Annotated in this window: 16 protein-coding genes; 8 read left to right on the top strand and 8 right to left on the bottom strand. The window is 55.8% G+C overall.

What is annotated here, in order from left to right; translation table 11 throughout:
* Positions 1–175: 175 nt before the first annotated feature.
* Complete coding sequence (locus IE099_RS18370) at positions 176–1,165, top strand: hypothetical protein (RefSeq protein ID WP_189573415.1); 990 nt, start codon at positions 176–178, stop codon at positions 1,163–1,165.
* A 393-nt stretch (positions 1,166–1,558) separates the two neighbouring features.
* On the opposite strand, the gene IE099_RS18375 is transcribed toward IE099_RS18370, so the two are convergent.
* The 4 genes from IE099_RS18375 to IE099_RS18390 form a co-directional block, all read right to left on the bottom strand.
* A complete protein-coding gene (locus IE099_RS18375; protein ID WP_189573418.1) occupies positions 1,559–1,870 on the bottom strand; it encodes a type B 50S ribosomal protein L31 in 312 nt (103 codons plus the stop codon).
* A 211-nt stretch (positions 1,871–2,081) separates the two neighbouring features.
* Entirely contained in the window at positions 2,082–6,452 is a 4,371-nt protein-coding gene (locus IE099_RS18380; RefSeq protein ID WP_189573421.1) for a beta strand repeat-containing protein, read from the bottom strand.
* Positions 6,453–6,556: 104 nt separating this feature from the next.
* Positions 6,557–7,519, bottom strand: coding sequence for a hypothetical protein (locus IE099_RS18385; RefSeq protein WP_189573424.1), 963 nt, complete (start codon positions 7,517–7,519; stop codon positions 6,557–6,559).
* A 221-nt stretch (positions 7,520–7,740) separates the two neighbouring features.
* Positions 7,741–8,583 (bottom strand): ABC transporter ATP-binding protein, encoded by an 843-nt coding sequence (locus tag IE099_RS18390; protein ID WP_189573427.1) that lies wholly within the window; start codon positions 8,581–8,583, stop codon positions 7,741–7,743.
* Between the two features lie 122 nt (positions 8,584–8,705).
* On the opposite strand from IE099_RS18390, the gene IE099_RS18395 reads away from it, so the two are divergent.
* Positions 8,706–9,470 (top strand): hypothetical protein, encoded by a 765-nt coding sequence (locus IE099_RS18395; protein ID WP_189573430.1) that lies wholly within the window; start codon positions 8,706–8,708, stop codon positions 9,468–9,470.
* 54 nt (positions 9,471–9,524) lie between these two features.
* Here the strand turns inward: IE099_RS18395 and IE099_RS18400 are convergent, their stop codons facing one another.
* Positions 9,525–10,433: a tyrosine recombinase XerC gene (locus tag IE099_RS18400; RefSeq protein WP_229809586.1), complete on the bottom strand. Its 909-nt coding sequence runs from the start codon at positions 10,431–10,433 to the stop codon at positions 9,525–9,527.
* 157 nt (positions 10,434–10,590) lie between these two features.
* Between IE099_RS18400 and IE099_RS18405 the strand changes: the two genes are divergently transcribed.
* From IE099_RS18405 to IE099_RS18425, 5 genes are all read left to right on the top strand, one after another.
* Positions 10,591–11,211 carry a hypothetical protein gene (locus IE099_RS18405; RefSeq protein WP_189573434.1) on the top strand — a complete coding sequence of 207 codons (621 nt, stop codon included), beginning with the start codon at positions 10,591–10,593 and terminating at the stop codon, positions 11,209–11,211.
* 117 nt (positions 11,212–11,328) lie between these two features.
* Entirely contained in the window at positions 11,329–12,774 is a 1,446-nt protein-coding gene (locus IE099_RS18410) for a MiaB/RimO family radical SAM methylthiotransferase (RefSeq protein WP_189573436.1), read from the top strand.
* A 79-nt stretch (positions 12,775–12,853) separates the two neighbouring features.
* A complete protein-coding gene (locus tag IE099_RS18415; RefSeq protein ID WP_189573438.1) occupies positions 12,854–13,048 on the top strand; it encodes a hypothetical protein in 195 nt (64 codons plus the stop codon).
* Positions 13,029–13,295: a type II toxin-antitoxin system RelE family toxin gene (locus IE099_RS21095; RefSeq protein WP_189573440.1), complete on the top strand. Its 267-nt coding sequence runs from the start codon at positions 13,029–13,031 to the stop codon at positions 13,293–13,295. The genes IE099_RS18415 and IE099_RS21095 overlap by 20 nt, the downstream gene beginning before the upstream one ends.
* 26 nt (positions 13,296–13,321) lie before the next feature.
* Complete coding sequence (locus tag IE099_RS18425; RefSeq protein ID WP_189573442.1) at positions 13,322–14,032, top strand: DNA alkylation repair protein; 711 nt, start codon at positions 13,322–13,324, stop codon at positions 14,030–14,032.
* A gap of 12 nt (positions 14,033–14,044) precedes the next feature.
* Here IE099_RS18425 and IE099_RS18430 read toward each other — a convergent pair whose 3' ends face one another.
* The 3 genes from IE099_RS18430 to IE099_RS18440 all read right to left on the bottom strand — a co-directional run bounded on the left by IE099_RS18430 (position 14,045) and on the right by IE099_RS18440 (position 17,314).
* Complete coding sequence (locus IE099_RS18430) at positions 14,045–15,562, bottom strand: ArnT family glycosyltransferase (protein ID WP_189573444.1); 1,518 nt, start codon at positions 15,560–15,562, stop codon at positions 14,045–14,047.
* Positions 15,559–16,242 carry a putative polyvalent protein kinase domain-containing protein gene (locus IE099_RS18435; RefSeq protein WP_189573446.1) on the bottom strand — a complete coding sequence of 228 codons (684 nt, stop codon included), beginning with the start codon at positions 16,240–16,242 and terminating at the stop codon, positions 15,559–15,561. The genes IE099_RS18430 and IE099_RS18435 overlap by 4 nt, the downstream gene beginning before the upstream one ends.
* 115 nt (positions 16,243–16,357) lie before the next feature.
* On the bottom strand, positions 16,358–17,314 hold the full coding sequence (locus IE099_RS18440) for an SDR family NAD(P)-dependent oxidoreductase (protein ID WP_189573448.1): 957 nt from the start codon (positions 17,312–17,314) through the stop codon (positions 16,358–16,360).
* 107 nt (positions 17,315–17,421) lie between these two features.
* On the opposite strand from IE099_RS18440, the gene IE099_RS18445 reads away from it, so the two are divergent.
* Positions 17,422–17,679: a hypothetical protein gene (locus tag IE099_RS18445; protein ID WP_189573451.1), complete on the top strand. Its 258-nt coding sequence runs from the start codon at positions 17,422–17,424 to the stop codon at positions 17,677–17,679.
* The last annotated feature ends 54 nt before the right edge of the window (positions 17,680–17,733 follow it).

Below are 17,733 nucleotides of genomic sequence, written 5' to 3' on the forward strand. Positions count from 1 at the left end.
TACTTTTTCTGCTTTCTCATTCTATCGAATTTTATGAGATGACAGTGGCTTGGGAGCAGATTTTCGAGTGGGAACCCGTTTTGCGGAATTTCGGGGAGAGGCGGTGAATCAGTTTGCTCTGGCAGGCAAATTGCTCTCGGTTTAGTCTTTCAAAGCGCTTTTATCCTAAACTCCGATGTCCGTTTTCCGAATTTTTCCGCTCTTGATTTTGCCAGTTTGGGCGGCTCCGATCGAGTTGCTGGTCGTGCCTGGTGGAGTGGGGATCAGCACTTATGCAACGGATTCTGGTTATGCGGAAATTGAACAGGCTTTTGGGGGAAACCTCAGGGCTGATATCACAATCGATCCGGCATCAGGCGAGCCGACGAGTTTCTTTTATCAAGACGGATGCCATTTGACTTACTCTGGAGGGAGCTCGAACTATGTGCCCAACGACCCTGCAGAACTGGGTAGTTTCGAGCTGATTTTCGACGGCCTGAGCAGCGACTTGTCAACGAATGAGGCGGGAGGCGGGGTGGAGCCCGGGACGGGACAGCTCGAGCAAGAGCACCACAGCATTCGGCTCAAGAGTGGAACCCTGACTGTAAACTATTTCTACGCGGGGACTCTGATTTTGGAGCATACGGTCGATTATGCCGAAGAGCCTCTCTCGGGGGAAACCCGGGGAACGACCTCGGTGAAAGCCATTTTGCTGGAAGCTGGAGTGGTTTCGGACCGCTATGAGGTGACGCTGGAGCATGATTCGACCGCGGAGACCTTCATCACGGATCCCTTCGAGATGACAATTAGTGACCTCGGTGGTTTCGAGGCTGTGGGAGAGGTGATGGTTCCGTCGGCTGGTTTGGTTCAGTGGGTGACCGATTCCGGGGCGCCCGTTCCGCGTGATGCTTCTGACAAGCTGGGCGCTGTTCCGGTCGGCATTCTCTATGCCTTGGGCCTATCGGTTGGCGTGCGGGAGGTGCCGTGGATCTTGGAACCTCACTTGGGAAAGGTCGCGCTATCTCTTCCGTCTACCGGCACTCGAAGTGACTTGTTCGTGGAAAGTTCCTCCGATCTGCAGCATTGGAATCAAACGCTGGTCGCGGCGGGGTCTGCGGGATCCTTTGCCATCGAATTACCGGAAGGGGATTCATTCGTCCGTTTGGCTCTGCCTGAGGAATCTTAGGTCGTTCGAGGGGCTGATATCGCGGCCCCTCATCGAGGAGTAGATTGAGATTCGTCAGTAGCGGGGATCACGATGCAATCGCTTGGTTCGGCTTGGTCAGGGTGGGTCACCTGACGCATCGCAAGCTCTCCTTCGGCATCGCTCATCAGGTCTGAAACGAGTTCAGCAATATTCGGCTCTGGACTTTCCCCGTTCAATCATCCTCAAGTTGAAAGGAGAGGTTTGTGAGGGGAAGGTTAAAGTGCTCTCAACTGACAGAAAGGGAGCATTCTTCTTGTCATGAAATTTTTTGAGGTGTGTCGGCTTGTTTGGCCGAGCCTGAAGAGGCTAATAAAAAAGACGGAACCGAAGTTCCGCCTTTCCATTGAAAATTGAGTATTGCTGAAGAGGGACTTAGGCCTCTTCGCTTGCTGCAGGAGCAGCTTCCGCGACCTTGGGAGTGAGCTTTGGCTTCGTTGCGCGGCGAGTGGTGCCAAAGCGCTTTTGGAACTTGTCGATCCGACCCTCGGTATCCACAAACTGGGCTTTACCAGTGAAGAAGGGGTGAGAGTCAGAAGTGATGCCCATCGAGACCACGACGTGCTCGACGCCGTCGATTTCTTCGGTCTTGTCCGACTTCACAGTCGAACGGGTGATGAAGCGCTTGCCGGTCGTCATATCTTGGAAGACGGTCGGATGATAATCGGGATGAATGTCTTTTTTCATGGGAGTCCGAGGTGGATTGCGACGTTACCGACGCCGCGGGAGGGAGGGTTAACCACGGTGACGGGAGAGAGTCAAGGTCGATGCGACTGATTTTTCCCCTTCTTTAGCGGGAAGGGCAGTGCATTTCTTCTTGGGGGAATGTCTTCCTCTTCTCTCTCCCGGCACTTGGGGGAAGGTTCTTTTGTGGAAAATAACTGACCGTGGTCCTGGTCTATTCCTCCTCGACTCGTAGGAAGACCTTGGGATTGCTGGAATTCACCACGCCCGTGATGAGGTAGGTTTGTTCGTTGATGTCACCTTGCAGACCTCCCAATCCGCCGGGTGAGTTCCAAGTTTCGAGGTCGAAGGAGTAGGCGATCTGATAGGTCTTTGCCGGGTCCGAGATGAAGGTGAGTTCCAGATTCTCGCCGATCACTTGGAAATTCTCGATGGAAAGCGGATTGAGAGGATCGACGCCGGTCGCGGTGAGGCCGAAGGTGAAGGTGCTTTCGTCGCCATCGTTGCTCAAGATGCGAAGGGTTCGGGTCTGGGGGCCCGCAAGCTGCGGAGCGACTGTGACCGTGAAGTCGGCAGTGCTACCGGCGGTCACCACACTCGGAAAGCCGGTGATTGCGCCGGGAGCACCGACAAGGATTACCTGAGAAATCGTGAGATCGGCATCACCCGTGTTTTCGATTCGGAAGGTGCGGTTTTTGCTTTCGCCAACCACAATTGAGCCGAGATCGGTTCCGTCGAACACGCGCGGGGTTGTGTCTCCATTGCCAATATTGACGTTGAGAGCCTGTCCTCCGTTCACCTTGATTTCGGGTTCGGCGGGGACCACGGCAGTCGTGCCCGTTCCTGAAACGTCAAAGCGGAAAGGGCTTTCGTTGGGGTCGTCACTGACGATAGTGACCGTCGCCAGGAAGGTCGCCGCGGCGTTCGGACTAAAGACGACTTCGAACTCGAGGGACTCTCCGGGCTCGACCGGACCGGTGGGGGAATTGGTGATTTGGTAGCGGGCGCCATCTTCGCTGATGGAGGTGACGGTGAGGGTGCCAGTGCCTCGGTTTTCGATGGTAAAGGTTTTGCTCTTGGCCGGCCCTCCGACTTCAACATCACCAAAGTCCGTGCTGGCATTGAATGACTGTGGATCGTTTTCCAAAAGATCGCCTTCTTCGCCAATGACCGCAATCTCAGGCGAATCATCAGTGCCAAAGCCTTCCACCAAAAAGGTGAAGGGGCTTTCGTCAGGATCATTGCTCTGGATGGAAATTGTGGCCGAACTGAATCCCGTGTTCGCCGGGTCGAAGGCGATGGTGAACTCGTTGGTGCCTCCGGGTGGAATTGGAGTCAGGGGGGAGGGAACTCCTGCCAGCGTAAAGTCGTTGTTGTCGCTGTGGGCGCTGAGGATGCTCAGATTTTCGTTTCCTGAATTTTCAATTTGGAAAGTGCGGGTCACTACGGTCGAGTCCGCATTGACGTTTCCAAAGTCCGTTCCATCCAGACCAGAGGGAGTGATGTCCGCGTTGGGAATATTGGTCCCGAAGTTGGTGCCTCCTTTGATCGCAATATCCGGAGCCTCACCCGTGCCCATGACCACGAAGGTGTAGATGGCTTTGTCCCCGGGGGCATCGGAAGTGATGGTGACTTCGGTTTCTTTGGTCCCTTGGCTTGTCGGGTTGAAGGTGATGGTAAAGGTCGCGGTTTGATCCACTCCCACCGAAGATGGCGCGCCGGAGATGGAGAAGTGGGGGGAGAGCTCTTGGATGCTCGAGATTGTGAGCTTGGCATTGCCCTTGTTAAAGATTTCGAAGCTGTGGCTAATCCCGCCATCGGCAACTCCCTGGTCACCAAAGCTCGTGCCGTTGCCCGTGGAACCTCCAGTGCTACCGTCGGGGACGAGGCCGGATGTGGGAACTCCAACGATGCTGCCGAAGACGTCGATGTCACTCTCGCCCGTGGCTGTTCCCGTAACCTCGAAGATGTAGGGACCGGCGGGGTCGTTGCTCAGAATGGTGACCGTAGCGGCTTTCGGACCGGCTGAAGTCGGCGCCAAGGTGACGGTGAAGTCGTGGGTTCCACCCGCGGGAAGAGAAACCAGCGAGCCACCTGTTAGACTCCAGGCATTACCGTCTTCCGCGATCGCGGTAATGGTCGCCTGCTCGTTGCCGATATTGGTGATTTGGAAGGTCCGGGTGCGGGAGGTTCCCGCTTCGATTTCGCCGAAATTGTTGTGCGCTCCCGATTCGGGATCTGTTGAACCGTTTGCGATCGTTCCGCGTCCTCCGGTCGGACCACCCTCGACCAGCAATTCGGGGGCCGTCCCTTCGCCGGTGACCTTGAAGGAATAGGACTCTTCGCCTTCGGCATTGGTCGTGATATTGATGGTCGTCGACTTGTTCCCACTGCTCGTGGGATTGAAGGTGACGGTGAAGGTCTTGGTCTGGTTCACGCCCACGGTAGAGGGAACATTGGAAACTGAAAAGTGAGGGGAAAGCTCGACGATGGAGTCGATGACGAGTTGAGCGCTGCCGGTGTTTTCGATTTCAAAGGTGCGGGTCACGCCGCCATCACTCACTCCCTTGGGGCCGAAGTCCGTTCCGTCTGGAATGCTTGGAGTGGTGTCCCCGTTGGGGATGGTTTGATAGGACAGGAGACTGTTCTGCCGACCGGCGACCGAGTATTCCGCAACGCCATTGGCCTCTCCAATAATGTCGAAAGTATAGTTGTCGCGTCCCAAGACGGTGTCACTTGTTAGAACGGTTACCGTGGCAGACTTGTTCCCTGCCGCCGTGGGGGCAAAGAGAATGGTGAAGTCGCGCGTCCCATTGGGCGCGATTGCCGCTGGCATGCTGGGTTGGGCAGAGATGCTAAAGGCGGAACCGCTTTCGCTTATTCCCAAGATTGTGAGAGTGTCGTTGCCATCGTTCTTGATGCGGAAAGTCTTGCTGACCGTGCCGATGCCAGCATTGACGGAGCCGAAATCAGTTCCGTCCACCACGGATGGAGTGTCGTCGTTGTTGGCAATCAATTCACCAAAGTTCGTGCCTCCGTAGATCTCGGCCTTGCCAAATAGTCCGAGTCCGGTGACCTCGAAGGTGAAGGGGTCCTCGTTGCCATCCGGATCGTCATTGTCGATCGTGATGGTCGCAGTTTTTTGTCCAGAGGATCCCGGGTTGAAGCGGATGCCAAAGGTCTGGATGTTTCCAACTGCTACTGAATTGGGAACATCGACTACAACGAAAGCATTGGAATCGTCGGTGATGGACTCGATGTTCAGTTTCGCATTGCCTGTGTTTTCTATTTCGAAGGTGTGTTCGATATAACCATCCGGAACCCCTTGGGAGCCAAAGTCGGTGCCATCCACGGTGGTGGGGGAGGTGTCGCCCGTTGAAATGTTAGTGAAGCTGGTCAAGTGGTTGAGCCGGCCGCGGACCACGATCTCGGGGTCGCCGGTGGCTTCGGCAGTGATGTCGAAGGTGAAGGCTCCGTTGTCGGGATCGTTGGAGAGAATGGTGACGGTCCCGTATTTCGTCCCCGCGACATCGGCATCCAGAATGATGTTGAAATTGTTGCTGCCGCCGGGAGCGATGGGGTTGAGCGGTCCGGGCGCACCAGTGATGCTGAAGGCATTGGCGTCTTCGCTCACGGCAGTGACAAAGAGATCCTCGTTACCCGTGTTTTCAATCTTGAAGACCTTGGTGACGGTCCCGCTCCCAGCGACCACGGTGCCGAAGTCGGTGTTGTCCAGGGTGCGCGGCGTGGTGTCGCCTGCCGCGATGTTGATGGATTGGCTGCTGCCTCCCAAGACCTTGATTTTCGAGGCTTCGCCAATGCCGTTGACTTCGAAGGTGAAGGGGTCTTCGTTGGCGTCATTGTTCTGGATCGTGATGGTGGCAGTCTTGGTGCCGAAGCTGGTGGGGTTGAATTTGACGAGGAAAGTCTGGGTCTGCCCCACGCCTACGGTCGAGGGGGCTCCAGAGATGGAGAACTCGCTGGAGTCATCGGTAATGGAATCGATTTCGATTTGGGCGGTGCCGGTGTTTTCGATTTGAAAGGTGTGTGATAGAGAGCCCTCGCTAACGCCGCGGCTGCCGAAGGAGGTTCCGTCTGTCGGGGTGGGGGAAGAGTCCCCGTCTGAGATATTCACGAAGGGCTGCCCCGAGAACAGTTGTCCGCGCACCACGATTTCGGGCTCACCCAACGCGTTTCCTTCGACCTTAAAGGTATAGAGTCCGCTGCCAGTGGCGATGGTCACCGTCGCGGCCTTATAGCCTGCCGCCGTTGGGGACATTCTCACATTGAAGGTCCTCGTGGAACCTGGTGATAGATTTCCGAAGCCGCCCCCGCTCGAGATGTCCCATGCGGCTCCGTCTTCAGTGATCGAGACGATGGTCTCCAGATTGCCGGTGGCTTTCACTTGAAAGGAAACGGTCTTGCTCCCTGGGACGGTCACATCGCCGAAGTCGGTTCCGTCCGTGGTGCGGGGGGTGGTATCTCCGTTGGAGATGATGGTGTTGAAGTTGGTGCCTCCTCGAATTTCGATCCCGGCAATGAGAGGGAGACAGAAGAGGAGGCTGAGCAGGAAGATGATTTTCATAGCGTTGGCGTGTTCGGGTTCGCCAAGGCATACCTGCGGAACTTCTCCTTCTGACTGGGAGAGAAGTTTTTTTTGAAAAGAGTTTCTATCGCTCGCTTGCTCTCCTAACGGTCGAAGCGATGGACGAGGGGCTCGACGAAGAGGTCGAGGAGGTTGTTATACCAATTGTAGACAAAGTCCCGCCAGCCCAGGTCGGGAGAGGCAAAGCAAAGCAAGGCCGATAGTAGAACGATGTTGGCCAGAATGATGAGCATCAGCGAGAAGAAGGTCTCGTTCTCCTTCAGGTCCGGTTGATCCCGGGGAATCATCCAGCAGGTGAAGAGGAGGTGAAAGGTCCAGGTGCTGCCAATGACCCCGAACAAGACCGGGCGATAGTGGGGAAGGTCGGGGAAAAAGTAAGAGATCGGGGTCAGCACCAGCAGCGCCACCAAGGACCAGAAAGGCACAAAGTAGGGGGAGAGTGCGATTAGGACATTTGACTTGTTAGTCACCACATAGCCTCCGTCCAAACCGACGGAAAATCCCGAGACTTTTCCAAATGAAAGATAGATGAAGATCACGTGGGTGAGCTCGTGACCCAGCACGTAAAGGTAGAGCCAGGTTTTGCGAAAAATACCGCTCAGCAGCCAAGTGGCGCAGATTCCGCAACCGATGGAAAAGAAGAAGAACTCCGAGGTGTGCCAAAACTTGGAGGTGAAGTCGCGCTCCGAAACGCGCTGAAAGAGGGTGATGGTGGTGACCGCGCAGGGAATGGCCAGAAGGATGCCGATGATGAAGCGGATCACTCGTTCAGCCATCGAGAGCGGATGCTCTTCGGGTTCATCGAAGTCGATGGTGCCGATTTCGGGGAGGGGGATGTCGAGGGAAGCTTGGATGGTTCGCAGGCCTTTGCGGGCGTGGACGCGACGGTTGGAACGATCGCGGGCCACCCGGTCGGCGGTGCGAAGCGCCTCGCGCAAGGTGGGACGCCGCTTCAGGGGAGTCTTGCGAGCCTTTTTGCTCCGCTTGCGGGGAGCTCTCAGGTCGATTCGTTTTTTGGAGGTTCTGGTCGTTCTCCCGCGGGCCATGGTGGGGGAGTTTACGGGTATTTAGGAAAGGTTAAAGAATTATTCGGGAGAGCTTTGCCCAGTCTTGGGATTCTCCCTTACTCTCTCGCAAAGCGGAAGCAAGCCGCCCTTCATCGTTGCCAGTTCTGGAGCTCTTTTGGAGCGCGGACAGCGTAGCTTCCGCACTCCGAGAAGATCGTTTGCCAAAATACGCCTGAGATACGGTTGCCGTTGGGTGGCGTCTACTTGGTTTCTTCCAAGAAGAGCTTCTCCAGGGAGGTCCGGGGATGGGTGGCGGAGAGGAGTTCGCCTTTGCCGTCGGCGGCGACGAGTTGTTTGATTTGTTCGAGCAACTCGGGGGAGGCGTTTTGGAGCATGATCTCAGTTTGGTCTTCGAGGGCGACGAGCTTTTCCAGCGGACCTTGCTTGAGCATTTTTCCCTGATGAATGATGCCAATGGTGTCGCAGATTTCCTGTACCTGTTCGAGCAAGTGCGAGCAGAGGAAGACGGTGATGCCGTTGGATTTTAGATCGAGAATCAGGTCGCGGATTTGGCGCGACCCGAGGGGGTCGACCCCGGCGGTGGGTTCGTCGAGAATGAGCAGACGCGGTGACTGAATGAGGGCTTGCGCCAGCCCGATGCGCTGCAGCATGCCCTTGGAATAACCGGCCAGGCGGCGGCCTCCGGCTTCGGTGAGGGAGGTCAGTTCGAGAAGCTCCTCAATCCGGTCGGTGAGCTGCTTGCCTTTCATCCCGCAGAGCTTGCCGTAGAACTTGAGAGTTTCGCGCCCGCTGAGGTGCTTGTAGAAGTAGGGGTTCTCCGGCAGGTAGCCCACGTCCTTGCGGGAGTCGGTTTTGAGCGAGTTCTTCCCGAAAATCTCGCAGGTTCCTTCGGTGGGGGCCAGCAGACCCAGCAGGGCCTTCATGGTGGTGGACTTGCCCGAGCCATTGGGGCCAATCAAGCCGTAGACCTGCCCGGGCTGAATCGTTAGGGAGACCTGATCCACGGCACGGTGGCGGGTCTTCCGGATGGCAGCGGGGAACTCTTTGACGAGGTCTTTGATTTCGACAGCGGGTTGGCTCACAAGGGCAGTGTAATCCCTTCGGACAAGTTGTGAAAAGACCGAGACGAGATTTCTTTTCCAAAATAAGGGAAAGAGGGAATTGCGATTGTCGAACTCTGTGGGAAAGGCATAGTGGAGACGCTATGATTAAGAAAGCAATGGCCCTCCTGGGGGCAATGGTAGCGCTGGTGGGACTCAGCGGATGTTTGGAGATGGAATCGACCATTTCGGTGAAAAAGGACGGTTCCGGCACTCTGACGGAGAAGGCTACCTTCGGCGCCCAAATGGCTGCCATGATGAAGATGGGGGCTGGTCAAGAGGGTGGTGAAGACCCCTTTGCTGATTTCAGTGAAGAGAAGCTGAAGGAAAAGGCTGCCCAATATGGTGAGGGCGTCGAGTTCGTGAGCGTCTCCAAAGAAGATAAGGATGGCGGAATCGTGATCACCTCCATCTACAAGTTCAGCGACATCAATAAGGTGACCTACAACCCCAACGGAATGATGGATGATGAGGAAGTGGTGCCTGATGAGGAACTCAAGATGTTTTCCTTCAAGGATGGCGAACTGACCGTCACCTTCCCGAATCCCGCCGAAGAAGACTTTTCATTTGGAGATGACGAGATGGGGGAAGAGGAAATGATGATGGCTGCTCCGATGATGGCTGGCCTTAAGATCACTTCAAAATTGGAGTTCGAAGGCGGAATCGAAACCACCAATGCGACTTACCGCGATGGGAATACCGTCACTCTGATGTCCATGAACTTCGACGAGTTGATGAAGAACGAAGGCGGCTTGAAGGTGATGTCGAATCTCAAGAAAGGTAGCCGGGAAGACTTTGCGAAAGCAGTCAAAGAGATCAAAGGCTTCGAGATGGAGTCTCAGGAAAAGGTGAAGGTAAAGCTCAAGTAAGCTCCACGAATTGAACAATTTGGAAAGGACGGCCTCCGGAAGGGGGCCGTTTTTTTATGCCCGGGGATGGTGATTCTGATGGGTTTGCATCAGGTGTTTCTGGTCTAGATGGGTGTAGATCTGGGTGGTCGAGATATCGGCGTGACCCAGTAGCTCTTGAATCACCCGCAGGTCGGCTCCGCCCTCGAGAAGGTGGGTTGCGAAAGAGTGCCGGAGCAGGTGGGGATAGATGTTGTGGGGGAGGCCGGCTTGTTGGGCACGTTTTTTCACAATCTGGCGCACGCGGTCGGGGGACAGGGCTCCGCCGCGGACGGAGAGAAAGATGTGTGAGGACGCTTTCCCGGATTTGACGAGGGCCGGGCGCTCGGAGGTCAAATAGCGGGAGATCGCCTGTAGCGCCCGATCGCCGACTGGAACCAGGCGAGTCTTGTTGCCTTTACCCGTTACCCGCAGGATGGCGTCGTCTTCGTCCAGATGTTCCAGTCGGGCATTGCAGAGCTCCGACAGGCGCAGCCCTGAAGAGTAGAAGAGTTCCAGCATGGCCAAGTCTCTTTTCCCCAGACTTTTGGCGGGGTCGATGGAGCTCAGGAGGCCGCTCAGGTGATGGGCGGAAAGAGTCTCGGGAAGTTTGGCTGGTTCCTTGGGGGCCAGTAGCGCTTCCGCTGGGTCGCGGGGTTGGGCGTGTCGGGACACCAGAAAGCGAAAGAAGACCTTAAGGTGAACAACCAGAATCCGTTGGGAAGATGCCGAGAGGCCTTCCTTCCGGCGAAATGTGAGAAAAGCGGTGAGGTCTTCGGTGGTGAGCTGGGAAGGTTCGGAAAAACCTTTCCCTTCCATCCAGCGGGAAAGCGAGGCGAGGGATTGCTGGACGGAGAGTTGATAGGCGGGGGAGAGACCTCTTTCCGTCGCTAGAAAGAGAATGAAGCTATCGATGAAATAGGTCAAAATTCGATGAGCCTCCACTTTAGCGACTTTGTTACTTTAGAGAAGCCAAGTTTTATTTTAGCTAAAATGAAAAAAATTCATGTGGCCAAGTGGCTGAGTTTGTGCGTCTTTGTGTCTGGCAAGGGCAAGCATCGCCACGGTGGTGTTTGCCTCAATCCTATCCCCTAATAACAAAATGAAAAAATACGCAACACTCCTCGTCGCAGGAACTTTCGCGACCGCTACTTCGGCTTTTGCTGGTGGCGTGGTAGATGACGGTGTCGGTCTCCAGCAGGCTGGCGGAAACTCCGGTTTCATGAACGTATCCGATGACTCCCTCCCCATGCTTGCAGCGGGAACTCAGGAGCTCGGTATCGGTGGTAGCGTCGACCTCAACGATGGTGTGGAATGGGACCTCAACTTCACTTACGGTTGGTTCATCAAGGACAACTGGGAAGTTGGCTTCTCCGTCGACTGGGCTGGTGAGGACGGCGACATCCTTCGCGACAGCCGCTTCGGTATCTTCACTGAGTACAACTTTTCCACTGGTTCCAAGTGGGTTCCTTACGTCGGTCTTGGCGCTTCCTATGCCTCTTCCGGTGACCGCTTCGACCCAACCGACCCTGCTGGTACAATCGGCGGAGTTGAAGGCGTAGCTTTCTCCGGCGAGCTCGGCATCAAGTACTTCATCCGTTCTCACATGGCTGTTTACGGTGGCGTGAACTTCTCTTGGTCTCCTGACGACGTCTTCGGCGTGGCTGACGAGATTGGTGACAACCTCACCAACATCGAGATCGGAATGCGCTTCTACTTCTAAAGTCGATTAGCTGACTGAATTTTACCGAGGGCAGGGGAGCAATCCTCTGCTCTCTTTTTTGTCGTCGTTCCGAGATTGAGTTTTTTTCCAAAAGCGCTAAACCCTCGCTCCCGCCCTATGCCGAAAGTATTCATCAAGACCTACGGATGCCAAATGAACGAACGCGACTCCGAGCAAGTGGCTCGCGAGTTCGTGGACGGAGGCTATACTTTGACCCAGGATGAAACCGATGCGGACGCCATTCTCGTCAACACCTGTTCCGTGCGTGATCAGGCCGAGCAGAAGGCGCTCGGGAAGATGGGGATGATGGGCAAGCACCGCGAGGAACGCTCCCACGTGGTCTATGGCTTCATGGGCTGCATGGCGCAGAGCCGTGGCGCAGAGCTTTTCGAACGCATTCCGCACCTCGACGTCGTCGTTGGCACCCAGAAATATCACCGGGTCTTTCATCACGTGGATGGCATTTTGCGCAGCCGCATGGTCGGTCGCATGGACGAAGTGGGGGGAGAAATGGTCACTACTCGCGTGGAGGATGAGGTCGCGATTCGCCCCATCGGCGGCAACAACAAGCCCAAGCCGGTTTCCGCCGGTCTCGTCGATATCGAGGAAGAGGCGGGGAGCCAGAACACCATCCGTGACCACATTCCCTCGGCTAAAAAAGGCGCCAGCTCTTTTGTGAGTATCATGCAAGGCTGTAATATGCGCTGCAGCTTCTGCATCGTTCCCGATACCCGTGGCAAAGAGCGCGGACGGCCCATTAGGCAGATTGTGGACGAGATCAAGGTCTTGCGCGATCAGGGGGTCAAGGAGATCACCTTGCTCGGGCAGATTGTGAATCTTTATGGCCGCACCGAGTTTCCGAAGGTGGACGGCAAGTCGCCCTTCGTTCAGCTCCTCGAAGCGGTGCACGAGGTGGACGGCATCGAGCGCATTCGTTTCACCAGTCCGCACCCCATCGGCTACCGCGATGACCTCGTGGCGGCCTTTACCTACTTGCCCAAGCTCTGTTCGCACATTCACTTCCCGATGCAAAGTGGTAGTGACCGCATCCTGAAGGCCATGCGCCGGCCTTATAAGAACGAGAAGTTCATCGAGATTTGCGAGAAGATGAAAGGGGCTCGCTCCGACATGGCGATCACCACCGACATCATCGTGGGCTTCCCGACCGAGACGGAGGAGGACTTTCAGGCGACGGTGGATTGCGTCAAGCAGATCGGCTTCGATAACAGCTTCATTTTCCGCTACTCCAAGCGCAAGGACACTCCTGCAGCAGAGATGGAGGGCCAGCTCTCGGAGAAGGTGAAGGAAGAGCGCAATCAGGAATTGCTCCGCATTCAAGGTGAGCTCACCAAAGCCAAGAACGCCGCCCTCATCGGCACCCGTCAGCAGGTTCTGTGCGAAGGTCCCAGCAAGACCAACAAGCAACGTCTCAGTGGCCGCACGGTGCACAACAAGATCGTGATTTTCGACGGCGACGCCGAGCGCATGGAAGGCCAGATCTTCGACGTTCACGTCGAGGACTCGACCGGCTACACGCTCTATGGACGGCCCGACTTGGGCTGAGTTCAACCGAGTGGATTACTCTTTATTGGGGCGTGACCAACGTCTCGACAAACTTACTTTGAGAAGCTAGCTTCAGGCTATGACACTCGAACCAAGCTACGTGACGAACGAGGCGGGAGAAAGGACCGCTGTTCTTCTTTCCATCGAAAATTATCGTTCACTATTGGAAGATTTGAGTGACTTGGCGGCAATCGCAGATCGTCGGGAAGAACCCACTGTGTCTCACGAACAAATCGTTGCTGAGCTGCGAGCCGATGGCCTCTTACCAAATTAAGTGGCGTCAATCGACTCGGCGTGATCTCAGGAAGATTTCTAAAGAAGCTCTCCCTAGAATTGTTGCCGCGATCGAGTCTCTTGGTGAAGAGCCGAGGCCTAATGGCAGCATGAAATTAGCAGGGAGTGATCTTGCCTACCGTATAAGGGTCGGCGATTATCGCATCATTTACGAGATTTTTGAGGAGACGGTTCTGATTGAAATTGTTCGAGTAGGTCATCGCAAAGATGTGTATCGTAGGCGATAGGTCGCTAGTTGATTCCTCAGTTCGCCATGAATGCCGTCGCCGAAGTCCTAGCCGCGCTCGAGAGTAAAGGGTCCGAGCAGACTCGCAAAATCTACCGACGGCATGGGGCGACGGGTGAGTTCTTTGGCGTGAAAATCGCAGACCTCAAGGTGATCGCCAAACAGATCAAGGGTGAGCAGGAGCTAGCGCTCGCTCTCTACGAGACCGGCAATGTCGATGCGATCTATCTCGCCGGAATCGTGGCCGACGGGCGGCAAATGACGAAAAAGCAGCTCAACGATTGGGCCAAGAACGCCTCGTGGAGCATGATTGCGGAATACTCGGTGCCGGGGGTGACGGTGGAGAGTCCTTTCGCCCGCGAGCTGGCGATGAAGTGGATTTCGGCAAAGAACGAGAGCGTCGCTTTCACTGGATGGACGACCTATTCGGGAGTGGTCGCGACCACTGCGGATGACGAGTTGGATTTGGGTGAGATCGAAGGACTTCTCCAGAAAACCGAATCAGAGATTTCCGAGGCACCGGACCGAATTCGCTACACCATGAATGGCTTTGTGATTTCGGTGGGCGGCTATGTGAAGCCTCTTTCCAAGCAGGCCAAGGCCACTGCCAAAAAGCTGGGAAAAGTCGAGGTCGATATGGGCGAGACCTCTTGCAAAGTGCCCCTCGCGCTGGAATACATCGAGAAGATGGAGAGGTCGGGCCGGGCTTTCAAGAAGCGCAAGACCATCAAGTGCTAGTGCCGTGTGGCACTAGCGCCGCGAGCTCTCGACGGGCGAGGGCCAGGACTTGAGAGGTGAGGTGCGGTAGACCTTGAACCGCGGGTAGTCCCGCGAAGGATGAAGCCCGTATTCGGCCAAGAACTCGAACTCGTCGAAGGACTCGCGCATGCGGTCGGTGATCTCGGCGACGTCTCTCTCGCGGCGTTGTTCGATGATGAGAAGGGTGGGGGTACCAACCTCGGGGCCGGGCCAGAAGTCATATTGGTGGGCAATGGTGTCGCCCTCGTTCCAGACATGGACCTCGGGCTTGCCGGGCATATTGAAGGCGAACTCGGAGGCTCCATCGCGGTGGCCCAGCACGATAATCGCGTGGTCGCCATCGGGATTGTGACTGGCAATATTGGCGGAGAGCTCGGGGTATCCCCAATAGGTTCTGCGCTGGGCCTTCAGCGGGGTGACCTTGAAGAGAAACTCCGCAGCAGGGAACCCGACCACGACCATCGCGGTAAGACCCACCGCGATTCGCATCGAAACGCGCCAAGCTTTGGTGAGGTCTTCTCCTTTGAAGGCGAAGAAGATACCAGCCAGAGCCAGGGTGCCCCCATGGTAGGCGGCCGGCCAGTTGGGGTTGACGTCCTGCCGGAGGGTCATCGCGAACATCACCGCAAAGGGGAGCGCACCATAGAGAATGAAAAACAGGGTCTTCGGGTCGACCTTTCGCTTTTCTCTCATCCACAGCTTCAAAGACCGCGGAATTGCCGCCACCGCCAAGGGAGTGAGTAAGATAGCCGAGAGCGAAAGAAGAGCGCCGAACCGCTCAAGAATATCGAGGATGGAGAATTCTTCGGAGTCGAAGTGATGAGCAGTGTGTTCGACCGTAATCCAATCGTTCTGGGCATTCCAATAAAGGGGTGGAATGAGACTGACTAACGAGGCAATAGGGACCAAGTAGAGGAGGGGGTTTTTGAAAAGAGTAGGGCGAATGAGTGCCACCGCCATCAGGAGGAGTGGGATCTGAATCAGCATCATCTGCTTGGCCAGATGGCCGAGCGCGAGAGCGAGGAAGAGGAGGAAGAAGTTGAGGAAATTGGGGGGATTTTCATTCTTGGGAAAAAGGATGCGCGCGGAGGCAAAGAGGGCGAGGTTCCAGTAGAGCAGCAACTGCGCATCGGCGGTTAGAATGGAAGAGACCATTTGCTGGCCGGGGCACAGCAGGTAAATCAGCCCGACCCAGTAGGCGAAGCGCTCGCTGAAGACATGCCGGAGGGTGAGAAAAAAGAAAAGGGCGCTCCCTCCCGCCAGCAGAGTCGAAGTGGCTTTAATTGCAAAGAGAGAATCATTGCTCACAAAGCCCACCAAGGCATGGAGCCAGGCTGAACCCGGAGGCTTCGAATAGTAGCCCCAAGCCAAGTGGCGGCCCCAATCCCAATTGTAAGCCTCGTCGCCCATGATGCCGACCGGATTGAGAAGAAGATGCCAGAGCAGGCGAAACACAGTGACCCCGAAAAGGAAAAAGAGGAACTGGCGGGTGGGCGAAAGTTGTTTCATGAAAGAGTCGAAGGCCAAGGAATGACATCCTCAAAGGCATGTCCATCGTCCAACACGGGCTGAACGTCAATCGCAACAATGCTAGCTACTGGTGTCCGGATGAAGTTGCGGTCGTGACAGTCCCCCAACGTGATTCCATCGGCAGCACGATACCACGCCGTCCCGCGAGTTTGCTCGAAACCGAGGGAGGTCAGGAGGCCAGAGATTTCCTCCTGGGTGGGAACGAAGCGTTCGGGATGAGGGTGAACTGCCTGTTGGGAAGTGACGATGGACGCTCCGCTAGGTCTTTCGAGAACCCCTTCAAACCGTACGTCGTCGTTGAAGATGAGATTGGAGAGTCTCAGCCGCCGGAGATATCCTCCAGGGGTGAAATAGCCCGAAGGTCCGAATCCTGCGAGATTGGGAAAAGTCGCCTTCCAAAAGCGGTCTTGCTGCGGATGATGGAAAATTTCGTGTTCCATTCCTCCCTTGCCGAAGTTGTTTTTCGGCATTGCTGCAGAAGTTAGGAGGCAGTTGTTTTTTCGAGAGAAGTCTTTGAGGGCTTGGAACTGGCATTGGACAAAGAATTCCCATCTTTGAGCCGGATCCCGTGACTTTTCCACATCTGCCAGATCACGGCTTGCTCGACTAATTTCGCGTCCGCCTCGGATAGCGGCTTCTTCTGCTGTTGCAAGTTCCATAGCCTAATCGAATCCTCCATGGAAATCGGCTGAGGTTCATTCGGCAAGGACATGGAGGAAGATTACCGCGAATTCCGTCCTCTGGCAAGTCACTGCCCCGCCAGCGGTTGCGCGCCTAGCGACCCCGATCGCGGAACCATTCGACGTATTGGGTCAGTCCCTCTTGCAGCGAAACCTGAGGCTCCCAGTTCCAAATCTCTTTCGCTTTGGAGACATCAGCCGAAGTCTGGGGGACGTCGCCCGGTTGGTCGGGCAGTTGCTCGATGATGGCTTTCTTGCCAATCACGTCTTCGAGGGTTTCGATCAGTTCGCTCAGGGTTGTCGTGTGCGAGCCGCCGAGGTTGACGATTTCGAAGTCACTTTTTTCGTAGGTCAAGGAGGCCCGGATCCCCGCCACGATGTCGCTGATGAAGGTGTAGTCGCGCCGACTGCTGCCGTCGCCGTAGCGCTGGATGGGCTCGCCTGCGAGGATGCGCTTGGTGAATTTGTTAATCGCGAGGTCGGGCCGTTGACGTGGGCCGTAGACGGTGAAAAAGCGCAGGCACATGATGCGAATCCCAAAGAGGTGCGAGTAGTTCGAGCAAATCTGCTCGCAGGCCAGTTTGGTCGCGGCGTAGGGGGAAATGGTGCGGGTGAGAGCATCGGTTTCGGCAAAGGGGACCTTTTCGTTCACGCCGTAGACCGAAGAGGAGGAGGCAAAGATGAACTGGGGGACCTTGTGATAGCGGCAGGCGTCCAGCAGATTGAAGGTTCCGTCGATGTTGGTGGTCACGTAGAGCTTGGGATCGGAGATCGAGGGCCGCACTCCCGCCCGGGCGGCCAAGTGCACCACGCTGTCGAAGTGGCCGCCGGCAAAGGCCCGCTCCACGGCGACGGCATCACGAATATCGGCGCGGATGACTTCGACTTTTTCTTGAAAGCGCAAGAGGTTCGCCTCTTTATTGGCGGGGTCGTAGTAATCGTTGAAGTCATCGAGAATGGTCACCCGATGGCCTTCCGACACGAGCAGCTCTGCCAAGTGCGACCCGATAAAGCCTGCTCCACCGGTGATAAGGATATTCTTCGCTTTCAAGAGAGATAGCGTTAGGAGTCTGGCTTCAAGAATCAAGGTTCCATTGCGGAATTTAGTCCCTCGGATCCCGTCTTCCAATACTTAGGTGTTTGTGATAGTTTGGTGGTATGAAGTCTGCAATCACTCTTGTTTTGGTGGGAATCGTGACCTTGGTTTGTGGCAATTTCTTTGGCTGGTGGATGGCTCCTATTCCCGGTCTGGAAATGATGCCAACCTACGAACAACGCAAAACGGTTCGAGAAAATGAGCGGGCGGCTCGACGGAAGGCTGTTGGTCTGGACGATGAAAACGGGGAGAAGGTTCTGGATAACAAAGATGCCAAGCGGCGTTCGGAAGCTCTGCGGACCGGAGGCGGGATACAATGACGAGAGCTCCGAAAAAAAAGGCCCGGGCCGAAGCCCGAGCCTTTCCCAAACTCC

The organism is Roseibacillus persicicus, assembly GCF_014651675.1.
GTDB classification, from domain to species: domain Bacteria; phylum Verrucomicrobiota; class Verrucomicrobiia; order Verrucomicrobiales; family Akkermansiaceae; genus Roseibacillus; species Roseibacillus persicicus.

Excerpts from the sequence above, each read along its gene's own strand:
- IE099_RS18405 (WP_189573434.1), top strand. The coding sequence starts at position 10,591 with ATGAAAAAATACGCAACACTCCTCGTCGCAGGAACTTTCGCGACCGCT.
- IE099_RS18375 (WP_189573418.1), bottom strand. The coding sequence starts at position 1,870 with ATGAAAAAAGACATTCATCCCGATTATCATCCGACCGTCTTCCAAGAT.
- IE099_RS18435 (WP_189573446.1), bottom strand. The coding sequence starts at position 16,242 with ATGGAACTTGCAACAGCAGAAGAAGCCGCTATCCGAGGCGGACGCGAA.
- IE099_RS18395 (WP_189573430.1), top strand. The coding sequence starts at position 8,706 with ATGATTAAGAAAGCAATGGCCCTCCTGGGGGCAATGGTAGCGCTGGTG.
- IE099_RS18430 (WP_189573444.1), bottom strand. The coding sequence starts at position 15,562 with ATGAAACAACTTTCGCCCACCCGCCAGTTCCTCTTTTTCCTTTTCGGG.
- IE099_RS21095 (WP_189573440.1), top strand. The coding sequence starts at position 13,029 with ATGGCCTCTTACCAAATTAAGTGGCGTCAATCGACTCGGCGTGATCTC.
- IE099_RS18380 (WP_189573421.1), bottom strand. The coding sequence starts at position 6,452 with ATGAAAATCATCTTCCTGCTCAGCCTCCTCTTCTGTCTCCCTCTCATT.
- IE099_RS18370 (WP_189573415.1), top strand. The coding sequence starts at position 176 with ATGTCCGTTTTCCGAATTTTTCCGCTCTTGATTTTGCCAGTTTGGGCG.
- IE099_RS18425 (WP_189573442.1), top strand. The coding sequence starts at position 13,322 with ATGAATGCCGTCGCCGAAGTCCTAGCCGCGCTCGAGAGTAAAGGGTCC.
- IE099_RS18415 (WP_189573438.1), top strand. The coding sequence starts at position 12,854 with ATGACACTCGAACCAAGCTACGTGACGAACGAGGCGGGAGAAAGGACC.
- IE099_RS18385 (WP_189573424.1), bottom strand. The coding sequence starts at position 7,519 with ATGGCCCGCGGGAGAACGACCAGAACCTCCAAAAAACGAATCGACCTG.
- IE099_RS18445 (WP_189573451.1), top strand. The coding sequence starts at position 17,422 with ATGAAGTCTGCAATCACTCTTGTTTTGGTGGGAATCGTGACCTTGGTT.
- IE099_RS18410 (WP_189573436.1), top strand. The coding sequence starts at position 11,329 with ATGCCGAAAGTATTCATCAAGACCTACGGATGCCAAATGAACGAACGC.